The 593-nt window shown below is 71.7% G+C and carries 1 protein-coding gene and 1 pseudogene; one reads left to right on the forward strand and one right to left on the reverse strand.

Annotated elements, in window-relative coordinates; genetic code table 11:
• Positions 1-431, reverse strand: a pseudogene (locus tag D3A59_RS25085) (methyl-accepting chemotaxis protein); the annotation flags it as partial.
• Here D3A59_RS25085 and D3A59_RS26955 point away from each other — a divergent pair.
• Positions 358-593: hypothetical protein (locus D3A59_RS26955; RefSeq protein WP_419187286.1), on the forward strand; the 236-nt coding region annotated here is incomplete at its 3' end. The pseudogene D3A59_RS25085 and the gene D3A59_RS26955 overlap by 74 nt on opposite strands.

Below are 593 nucleotides of genomic sequence, written 5' to 3' on the forward strand. Positions count from 1 at the left end.
CCATCAGCGAGGCGAGGCGCTGGGCCTGCTCGCGCAGGCTGTCGGAGGCGGCGGCGGACTGCTCGACGAGCGCGGCGTTCTGCTGCGTCATCTGGTCGAGCTGGCCCACGGCCTGGTTGACCTGGCCGATACCGCCGGACTGCTCCTGCGTGGCGGCGCTGATCTCGCCGATGATGTCGGCCACGCGCTGCACCGAGCCGACGATCTCGTGCATCGTGCGCCCGGCCTCGTCGACCAGGCGCGCGCCCCCCTCGATCTTCTCGACCGAGCCGCCGATGAGCGACTTGATCTCCTTGGCGGCCTGCGCGCTGCGCTGCGCGAGGTTGCGCACCTCGCCGGCGAATGGTCTGGAAGGCGATGCCGTCGATCACGCCGATGATGTCGGCGATCTTGCGCGAGCTCGCGGTGATCTCCTCCATGTTGCTGACCACCTGGGCGACGACCTCGCCGCCGCGCTGGGCAGTGCCGGAGGCGGAGGTGGCGAGCTGCTGGGCCTGGCGGGCGGAGTCGGCCGACTGGCGCACGGTGCCGGTGAGCTGCTCCATGGAGCTGGCGGTCTGCTGCAGGCTCGAGGCGGCCTGCTCGGTGCGGCT

The organism is Caldimonas tepidiphila (assembly GCF_003569765.1).
Classification (GTDB): Bacteria; Pseudomonadota; Gammaproteobacteria; order Burkholderiales; family Burkholderiaceae_C; genus Caldimonas; species Caldimonas tepidiphila.